This is a genomic window from Segatella sp. (assembly GCF_977051555.1).
The window spans coordinates 109,155-118,003 of record NZ_CDRSSE010000002.1 but is presented as its reverse complement, the minus strand read 5'-3'; the positions used below and the strand labels follow the sequence as shown (position 1 = coordinate 118,003).

The following is an 8,849-nucleotide window of genomic DNA, read 5'->3' as shown; positions in this document are numbered from 1 at the left end:
CGCTTATTATTGTAGTTAGAAATCAATAGAATATAAATAAGAAAATAGAATTATGACAGAAAAGGAAATGTACAATCTGATAAATAGTCAGAACAACCAGCAGAGCAATGGCTTTGCTGTTAATGAGAAAGAGCGAGGTATAAGCGGAGTCTTCTCTGCTTTGATGCGCAAAGTGTATACATGGATGACCTTGGCACTCCTGATTACGGGCGTTACTGCCTATGGTGTGGCTAGCAGTCCTACCCTGCTGATGACCTTGATGACAAGCCGCGGTTTGCTCTTCGGTCTGATCATCGCAGAGCTCGCCCTGGTATTCATCATTACCGGTGCCCTACAGAGACTCTCTCTGACTACCGCCACCCTACTCTTCATCGCCTACTCGGTTTTGAATGGCGCCATGCTTTCATCCGTATTCGTAGTTTATACGATGACCAGTATAGCTAAGGTATTTTTTATTACAGCCGGCACATTCGGAGCAATGGCTTTCTATGGTTACACTACCAAGAAGGATTTGACTTCCTTAGGAAAAATACTCTTTATGGCTCTGATTGGTCTGATTATCGCTACCGTAGTAAACATGTTCTTGAAGAGTTCGGGATTTGATTACATCCTGAGTTATGCAGGTGTAGCCATCTTCGTTGGCTTGACCGCTTGGGACAGTCAGAAGATTAAGCAGATGCTCCAGACACAAAACGACATGAGCGAGGGCGCACAGAAGTTGGCACTCATCGGAGCCCTGACTCTGTATCTCGACTTTATCAATCTCTTCCTCTACTTGCTCCGCATCTTCGGAGGCAGCAACAAGGAATAACGTAAACTAGAACTAGGGACAGAGAATTAAGAAATAAGAACAAGGAATAACATACATAACGAGAAAGGTTGGCTTGCCCTCAACGGGTTAGCCAACCTTTATTTTTTTTATTCCTAGAAAAAGTAAATGCTAGAGTTATATTCTCTTCAAAAAGTTCTACGATGCAAAGATAGGAAAAAAATCGAAAACCATGGTTTCAAAACAGCAAAAATAAGTTTCAAATGGACAAAAAGTGTCTTTTGACATTTTTCAGTGTTCCACTGATTTTTCTGAACTACCTATACATCAAGAGCTTACGCATTTACTCTATATTTATTAGGAGAACAGCCAAAAGAGGCAAAAAATACTCTTCTGAATGTAGAAATAGAATTAAACCCCGATTTTATGGCGATTTCCGGCAAAGGAAAGTTCGTTGACTTCAACAAATTCTCAGCATACTGTATACGATAAGTATTCACATAATCATAAAACGTCTGTCCATTCTGCCGGTTGAAATAGCGACTCAGATAAGTACGGTTCGTGCCCACAGCCAGCGCCACATCAGATAATTTCAGTTTCGGATTGAGATAGATTTTATCTTCCTCGAACAATCGCTGCACCTCAGCAGCCATCCCCGAAACATCTACTTCGTTCTGCTCTAAAGGTACAATTTCTATATCGCTCAACTCTTCTATCACCGACTCATGCCTATATACAAAATAATCTATCAGCATCCAGAGCATCAGAGAACTTACCATATAGATATTGTCGTAATCCACATTAATAACGAAACAGCTCAGCGTCCATAAAAACAGAATAAGGAAGAAGGTATTGAGAATGGCAAGAAGCCAATTCAGATTAATATTTTCCTGATAAGAAAACCGCTCTTTCAGCTGACGGTGATACCTCCGGATTAAAAAGATAAGCAATATAAAGGTAGAGCATCCATAAATGGCTCCCCAGACAGAAAGCACGTAAAACCAGATGATATTATGGGTAAAAATATAGAACACCGGGAACAAGAGAAAAGGCAATTCCAGCATCAAAGCCTTCAACCATCCGAACCAGCCCGGCTTCACCAGTTCCATCAACACAAAGCTGTAGAACGGTATAATCATCATATCCAACGAAGACGTAAGATACCACACATGCTCGTTGTCAAACCCATAAACCTGAAAGAAAACCATGTCCTTTACCAACTGCAGGTCGACCACAATCATGAGCCACATAATCATCCGAAAGAGCATCTCCTTTCCTTTTCTCCAAAACAGGAAAGCCATCATGGAGAAGAACATCATGCTCATACCATAAATAAAACTCGTTAGCGAATCCATGTCTACTTTCTATATAAATAAACAAAAAGGCACACCTATGGAGAGATGTTCTAACTTTTCCAAAGGTGTGCCATGATATAAATTAATGCCTTATATATAATAAGGTGTAATATTAAATGAAACAACCTAATTAGTCGATTTCCTCATCGGCCTCGTAACCACCCATCTCACGGATTGCATTCTTCAGCATCGTATACTGCTGGTAGAGATGGTTTACTGCCTCTTCACCCTTAGTATAATCGTGCATAGGCGCCTTGAGGAAGAAACTCAAGAAACGCTGGATGCCAAAACGGCCTGCACGAGCAGCAAGGTCGCTCAACAATGTAAGGTCGAGCAACAATGGAGCAGCAAGGATAGAGTCACGGCAGAGGAAGTTAATCTTAATCTGCATTGGGTAACCCATCCAGCCAAAGATATCGATATTATCCCAACCCTCCTTGTTATCGTTGCGAGGTGGATAATAGTTGATACGTACCTTGTGATAGTACTGGGTATCCTCATCGTTACCATGACCATAGAGATCAGGCTGGACATCAGGCTTCAGAATTGTCTCAAGAGTAGAGAGTTTACTTACCTCCTTGGTATGGAAGTTTGCTGGCTCATCGAGAACGAGACCATCACGATTGCCGAGAATATTGGTAGAGAACCAGCCATTCAAACCGAGGCAACGGGTACCGATGATAGGAGCAAAGCCACTCTTAACAAGTGTCTGACCTGTCTTGAAGTCCTTACCTGCGATAGGCATCTTGGTTTTCTCTGCGAGTTCCCACATAGCAGGAATATCTACAGTTGTATTAGGAGCACCCATGATGAAAGGAGCACCTTCGGTCAAAGCTGCATAGGCGTAGCACATGGATGGAGCAATATGCTGACGGTCGTCAGCCTTCATTGCAGCCTCAAGTGCTGCCAATGTACCATGAATCTCCATATCTACAGGAACGTAGATTTCGGTAGATGCCGCCCAGATAACTACGATACGGGCACAACCGTTCTTCTCCTTAAAGTCGCGAATATCCTGACGAAGCGCCTCTACCATCTCCCAGCGGGTCTTGCAATCCTTCACATTGTCGCCATCAAGACGCTTTGCATAGTTCTTGTCGAAAGCAGCCTTCATTGGTACTACCTTCTCCAACTCCTCGCGTACAGGATTGATATCTTTCTCCTTCAATACCTCAGCATACATAGCTGCCTGATAAGCATTCTGTGGATAAACATCCCATGTACCGAATACGATATCATTAAGGTCAGCAAGCGGAACGATGTCCTTGTAGTGCAGATATTTCTTGTCTGCACCCTTGCCCACACGAATCTTGTCGTACTGAGTCATTGAACCTACTGGCTTTGCAAGTCCCTTACGAGTCATGAAAACACCGGTCATGAAGGTAGTAGCAACTGCGCCACAACCTACAACCAAGATACCCAACTTTCCATCAGCTGGTTTAACATTGTTTTTTTCCATCTTCTAAAGGTTTATTTTATATTAAGTTGATTATAATCTAAGAATTGTGTCTGCAAAGATAACAAAAACTTATTGAACCGATGCGGTTTCCGTAGATTTTTTTTCAATAATTTACAATAATTAGCTTAAAATGGACAAAAAGACTATTCTGCATCAAAAGCCAAGTATAGAATATTTGTATGAAAGAAGGCAATACATGCATATTTATTCCATGTTTATGCATAGCGAAAGACAAAATAATGTTATTTTATGCATTTTTCTTTCATTTTATTTGGTTATTTGCAAAATATATTGTAATTTTGCAGCCGTTAAACGAATAAAAATACAACATATGAAGGCAAAGAATAGCAGATTGGAAACTTTGAAGATGCTCATATCAAGTCAGGAGTTGAGTTCGCAAGACCAACTTTTGGAGGCTCTTCACAAAGAAGGCTTTAAGATTACGCAAGCTACATTGAGCCGTGACTTAAAACTGCTCAAGGTAGCAAAAGCAGCATCTTCGAGTGGAAAATATGCATATGTTCTGCCCAATGATACATTATATAAGAGAGTATCAAACCATATTCCAGTAAGCAAGATGATGGTGAATACCGGATTCCAGTCTATCAACTTCTCGGGAAACATGGTCGTGATCAAGACCCGTCCGGGATATGCAAGCAGCATTGCCTATAATATAGACAATAGTGACATTCCTCAAATTCTGGGAACCATCGCCGGCGATGACACCATCTTCCTGGTTAAAAAGAAAGGGACAACAGAAGAGGAAATCATCAATGCACTAGCAGAGGTTATTCCAGACATTCACCATAAATATGTATAAGGTAGTTGCATTTTTATGGAAAACATACACCTTATTATATATAAAGAAAGAATATTAAACCAAAAACATTTTAAGATAGAAGAGAAAAAATGGAAGAAGCAGAAGTTAAAGTAATGGTGGCTGACGAAAGTCACATCAAGTACATCGACACCATTCTGACTACAATCGCAGAAGCTGCAAAGAAGCGTGGTTCTGGTATCGCCAAGCGTTCACCAGAGTATGTGGCTACCAAGATGAGAGAGGCGAAGGCGGTTATCGCACTACAGGGCGATAAGTTCGCAGGCTTCAGCTACATCGAGACTTGGGGCAACAAGCACTATGTCACCACATCTGGTTTGATCGTTCACCCAGACTTCCGTGGTATGGGTTTGGCTAAGCGTATCAAGAACCTTACCTTTACGCTCGCCCGACAGCGATGGCCTCATGCCAAGATTTTCTCTTTGACATCCGGTTCGGCTGTAATGAAGATGAACACTCAGTTGGGTTATCTTCCTGTTACCTTCGACGACCTGACCGACGATGAGTCATTCTGGCGTGGTTGCGAGGGGTGCATCAACGTAGATGTGCTCCATCGTACCAACCGCAAATACTGCATCTGCACCGCCATGCTCTTCGACCCAGAGGAGCATCTGCCTATCAAGCTTCCTCAGGAAGTAATTGAGAGAATCAGAAAGCTTGACGGTCCATCTGCAAAAATTTAAATCCTTATATATAATAAGGTGTTGACAAGAATGCCAATTTAACACTTAACATTTCACACTTAACATTAATCATAAGGTTATGGCAAATAAGAAAGTAGTAGTCGCTTTCAGCGGCGGTCTCGATACATCATACACAGTAATGAAATTGACCCAGGATGGCTGGGATGTTTATGCAGCATGCGCTAACACAGGTGGTTTCTCTGCCGAGCAGTTGAAGACCAACGAGGAGAACGCATATAAGTTGGGTGCCAAGGCATACGTCACTCTCGACGTTACCCACGAATATTACGAGAAATCTTTGAAATACATGATTTTCGGTAATGTACTCCGTAACAACTGCTACCCTATCTCTGTATCTTCTGAGCGTATCTTCCAGGCTATCGCCATCGCTCGTTACGCCAAGGAGATTGGTGCTGACGCCATCGCTCACGGAAGTACAGGTGCCGGCAACGACCAGATCCGTTTCGACATGACCTTCCTGGTTATGGCTCCTGGTGTAGAAATCATCACTCTGACCCGTGACAAGGCGCTTTCTCGTAAGGAGGAGGTTGATTACCTGAACGAGCACGGTTTCTATGCAGACTTCACCAAGTTGAAGTATTCTTATAACGTAGGTATCTGGGGAACCAGCATCTGCGGTGGTGAGATTCTCGACCCAACCCAGGGTCTCCCAGAGGAGGCTTATCTGAAGCACGTTACTGCCAAGGAAGAAGAGGCTGAGCTGAAGATTACCTTCGAGAAGGGTGAGATTGTGGCTGTCAACGGCGAGAAGTTTGATGATAAGATTGCTGCCATCCAGAAGATTGAAGAGATTGGCGCTTCTTACGCCATCGGTCGCGACTGCAACGTGGGTGACACCATCATTGGTATCAAGGGTCGTGTAGCTTTCGAGGCTGCAGCTCCTAAGCTCATCATCGAGGCTCACCGCCTGTTGGAGAAGAGCACATTGAGCAAGTGGCAGCAGTATTGGAAGGATCAGGTAGGCAACTGGTACGGAATGTTCCTCCACGAGAGTCAGTACCTGGAGCCAGTGATGCCGGATATCGAGGCGATGCTGACTTCTTCTCAGCGCAACGTAAACGGTACAGCAATCCTGAAGCTCCGTCCATACAGTTTCCAGACTGTAGGTATCGATTCACCAGACGATTTGACCAAGTCTAAGCTCGGTGAGTATGGTGAGATGCAGCACGGTTGGACAGCCGAGGATGCAAAGGGCTTCATCAAGGTAAGTTCTACCCCACTCCGTGTTTATTATGGTATGCACCCTAACGAGGAAAGATAATTATGGTAAAAGTAGGTATTTTAGGAGCAGCTGGTTATACAGGAGGTGAGTTGATTCGCCTCCTTATCAACCATCCTGAGGCAGAGATTGTATTCGCTAATAGCGAGAGTAACGCCGGCAACCTGGTGGCTGAGGTTCACGAGGGATTGTATGGCGAAACTGATTTGAAGTTTACCGCCGAGATGCCTTTCGACCAGGTGGATGTTATTTTCTTCTGCTTCGGTCACGGCAAGAGCGAGGCGTTCCTGAAGGAGCACAATGTTCCGGAGAACGTGAAGATTATCGACCTAGCACAGGACTTCCGTCTTGCCCCAGAGACTGTGGTTGCTACCCAGCAGCCAACTCCAGCCGCTCACGATTTTGTATATGGTCTTCCAGAAATAAATGAATCAAAAATAGCCGTAGCTCAGCACGTGGCAAACCCAGGTTGTTTTGCAACCTGCATTCAACTTGGTTTGTTGCCTGCTGCTAAGATGGGTCTCATCAACAACGATGTATCTGTCAATGCCATTACCGGTAGCACCGGCGCTGGTCAGAAGCCAGGAGCCACTACCCATTTCTCATGGCGCAACAACAACATGAGCATCTACAAGGCATTCAACCATCAGCACGTGCCTGAGATTCGTGAGAGTCTGAAGCAGACACAGGGTTATCTCGATGCAGCCATCGACTTCATCCCTTACCGTGGCGACTTCGCCCGTGGTATCTTCGCTACAGAAGTTGTGAAGACCGACAAGCCTATCGAGGAAATCGTGGCAGGTTACAAGGAGTTCTACAAGGATGCCAAGTTTACTCACTATGTGGATAAGGCGATCGACCTGAAGCAGGTGGTGAATACCAACAAGTGCCTGGTTCATGTGGATAAGTATGGCGACAAGCTCCTCATCACTTCTTGCATCGACAACCTTCTGAAGGGTGCCGTAGGTCAGGCTGTTCAGAACATGAACATCATGTTTGGTCTCGACCAGACAGCAGGTTTGAAACTCAAGCCATCAGCATTTTAGATAAAAGAATTCGGAAGAACGGATGAAAAATCATTCGTTCTTCTATCATAAAGAATAGTTTGTAATAAGATAACTCTATGAGTTGTCTTTCTTAAAACATAGATTTAACATGAAACTTTACGACGTATATCCTCTTTTCGATATTAATATTGTAAAAGGACAGGGCTGCAAGGTATGGGACGACAAGGGTCAGGAATATCTCGACCTCTATGGTGGTCATGCCGTTATCAGCATCGGTCATTGCCATCCTCACTATGTGGAGATGCTCACCAACCAGTTGAACAACCTGGGTTTCTATTCCAACTCTGTCATCAACAAGTTACAGGTGAAACTCGCTGAGCGTCTGGGCAAGGCTAGCGGTTATGAGGATTATCAGTTCTTCCTCATCAACTCGGGTGCCGAGGCAAACGAGAATGCCTTGAAACTGGCTTCCTTCACCAACGGCAGAACCCGCGTGCTCTCTTTAGAAAAAGCATTCCACGGCAGGACATCCCTTGCCGTAGAGGTTACCAATAATCCAAAAATTATCGCTCCAATCAATGACAATGGTCACGTAACCTATCTTCCTATCAACGATTTGGAGGCTTGGGAGAAGGAACTTGCCAAGGGCGATGTATGTGCTTGTATCATTGAGGCGATTCAGGGCGTAGGTGGTTGCAACATGGTTACTCCTGAGTTTGCACAGGGCTTGCAGGCAGCCTGCAAGAAATATGGCACTTTCTTGATTTGCGATGAAATCCAGTGTGGTTATGGCAGAAGCGGAAAGTTCTTTGCGCACCAGTGGTTGGGCATCAAGCCTGATCTCATCACCGTAGCCAAGGGTATCGGCAATGGTTTCCCTATGGGTGGCGTGTTGATTTCTCCAGAGTTTACTCCTGTTTATGGTCAGTTGGGTACAACCTTCGGTGGCAACCACCTGGCATGTACAGCAGCTCTTGCCGTTCTCGATGTCTTCGAGAAGGAGAAGCTGGTACAGAATGCGCATGAGGTTGGAGAATATCTCATCGCCCAGCTGAAGGAGTTGCAGAAGCGCAACAGTCACATCACAGAGGTTCGTGGCCGTGGCTTGATGGTAGGCGCCGTACTCGATATTCCTCACAAGGAAGTTCGCAGCAAGCTCATCCACGAGCAGCATTGCTTCACCGGTTGCGCCGGCACCAACATCCTCCGTATCCTCCCTCCATTGGTATTGACCAAGGAAAATGTAGATGACTTCATCGGAAGATTGGAAACCGTATTAAAGGAAGTATAAAACCTTTCTGATAAGGATATAAAGAAAACTCAACCCATAAAAGAAATAGAAAGAAAAGAAAGAGAGCGGCAGCCGAATACATTTTTGGCTGTCGCTCTTGTTCTTCTTATCATATCTAGACATATAGTCATGGATTATACGTATAATTTGATATCTATCCATATTTACCTCCTCATTTTTAAATAGTAATAAGAAGATGTTTAACCC

General features: G+C 44.2%; 8 protein-coding genes. 6 read left to right on the top strand and 2 right to left on the bottom strand.

Going from position 1 to position 8,849, the window contains the following annotated elements; all coding sequences use genetic code 11:
* Positions 1 to 52 precede the first annotated feature (52 nt).
* Positions 53 to 811, top strand: coding sequence for a Bax inhibitor-1/YccA family protein (locus ACWJAO_RS01085; protein WP_449138944.1), 759 nt, complete (start codon positions 53 to 55; stop codon positions 809 to 811).
* A 293-nt stretch (positions 812 to 1,104) separates the two neighbouring features.
* Here ACWJAO_RS01085 and ACWJAO_RS01080 read toward each other — a convergent pair whose 3' ends face one another.
* A complete protein-coding gene (locus tag ACWJAO_RS01080; protein WP_449138943.1) occupies positions 1,105 to 2,124 on the bottom strand; it encodes a helix-turn-helix domain-containing protein in 1,020 nt (339 codons plus the stop codon).
* A 130-nt stretch (positions 2,125 to 2,254) separates the two neighbouring features.
* On the bottom strand, positions 2,255 to 3,583 hold the full coding sequence (locus tag ACWJAO_RS01075) for an inositol-3-phosphate synthase (RefSeq protein ID WP_287867258.1): 1,329 nt from the start codon (positions 3,581 to 3,583) through the stop codon (positions 2,255 to 2,257).
* Positions 3,584 to 3,914: 331 nt separating this feature from the next.
* On the opposite strand from ACWJAO_RS01075, the gene argR reads away from it, so the two are divergent.
* The 5 genes from argR to ACWJAO_RS01050 all read left to right on the top strand — a co-directional run bounded on the left by argR (position 3,915) and on the right by ACWJAO_RS01050 (position 8,642).
* Entirely contained in the window at positions 3,915 to 4,403 is a 489-nt protein-coding gene (gene argR / locus ACWJAO_RS01070) for an arginine repressor (protein ID WP_294821383.1), read from the top strand.
* An 89-nt stretch (positions 4,404 to 4,492) separates the two neighbouring features.
* Positions 4,493 to 5,104, top strand: a complete 612-nt coding sequence (locus ACWJAO_RS01065) for a GNAT family N-acetyltransferase (RefSeq protein WP_449138942.1) — start codon at positions 4,493 to 4,495, stop codon at positions 5,102 to 5,104.
* Positions 5,105 to 5,183: 79 nt separating this feature from the next.
* Complete coding sequence (locus ACWJAO_RS01060) at positions 5,184 to 6,386, top strand: argininosuccinate synthase (protein WP_089544441.1); 1,203 nt, start codon at positions 5,184 to 5,186, stop codon at positions 6,384 to 6,386.
* 2 nt (positions 6,387 to 6,388) lie between these two features.
* Complete coding sequence (argC, locus tag ACWJAO_RS01055) at positions 6,389 to 7,390, top strand: N-acetyl-gamma-glutamyl-phosphate reductase (protein WP_449138941.1); 1,002 nt, start codon at positions 6,389 to 6,391, stop codon at positions 7,388 to 7,390.
* A gap of 109 nt (positions 7,391 to 7,499) precedes the next feature.
* Positions 7,500 to 8,642 (top strand): aspartate aminotransferase family protein, encoded by a 1,143-nt coding sequence (locus ACWJAO_RS01050; protein WP_449138940.1) that lies wholly within the window; start codon positions 7,500 to 7,502, stop codon positions 8,640 to 8,642.
* Positions 8,643 to 8,849: the final 207 nt, after the last annotated feature.

Coding starts and splice junctions, on each gene's coding strand:
- ACWJAO_RS01085 (WP_449138944.1), top strand. CDS start 53: ATGACAGAAAAGGAAATGTACAATCTGATAAATAGTCAGAACAACCAG.
- ACWJAO_RS01080 (WP_449138943.1), bottom strand. CDS start 2,124: ATGGATTCGCTAACGAGTTTTATTTATGGTATGAGCATGATGTTCTTC.
- ACWJAO_RS01075 (WP_287867258.1), bottom strand. CDS start 3,583: ATGGAAAAAAACAATGTTAAACCAGCTGATGGAAAGTTGGGTATCTTG.
- argR (WP_294821383.1), top strand. CDS start 3,915: ATGAAGGCAAAGAATAGCAGATTGGAAACTTTGAAGATGCTCATATCA.
- ACWJAO_RS01065 (WP_449138942.1), top strand. CDS start 4,493: ATGGAAGAAGCAGAAGTTAAAGTAATGGTGGCTGACGAAAGTCACATC.
- ACWJAO_RS01060 (WP_089544441.1), top strand. CDS start 5,184: ATGGCAAATAAGAAAGTAGTAGTCGCTTTCAGCGGCGGTCTCGATACA.
- argC (WP_449138941.1), top strand. CDS start 6,389: ATGGTAAAAGTAGGTATTTTAGGAGCAGCTGGTTATACAGGAGGTGAG.
- ACWJAO_RS01050 (WP_449138940.1), top strand. CDS start 7,500: ATGAAACTTTACGACGTATATCCTCTTTTCGATATTAATATTGTAAAA.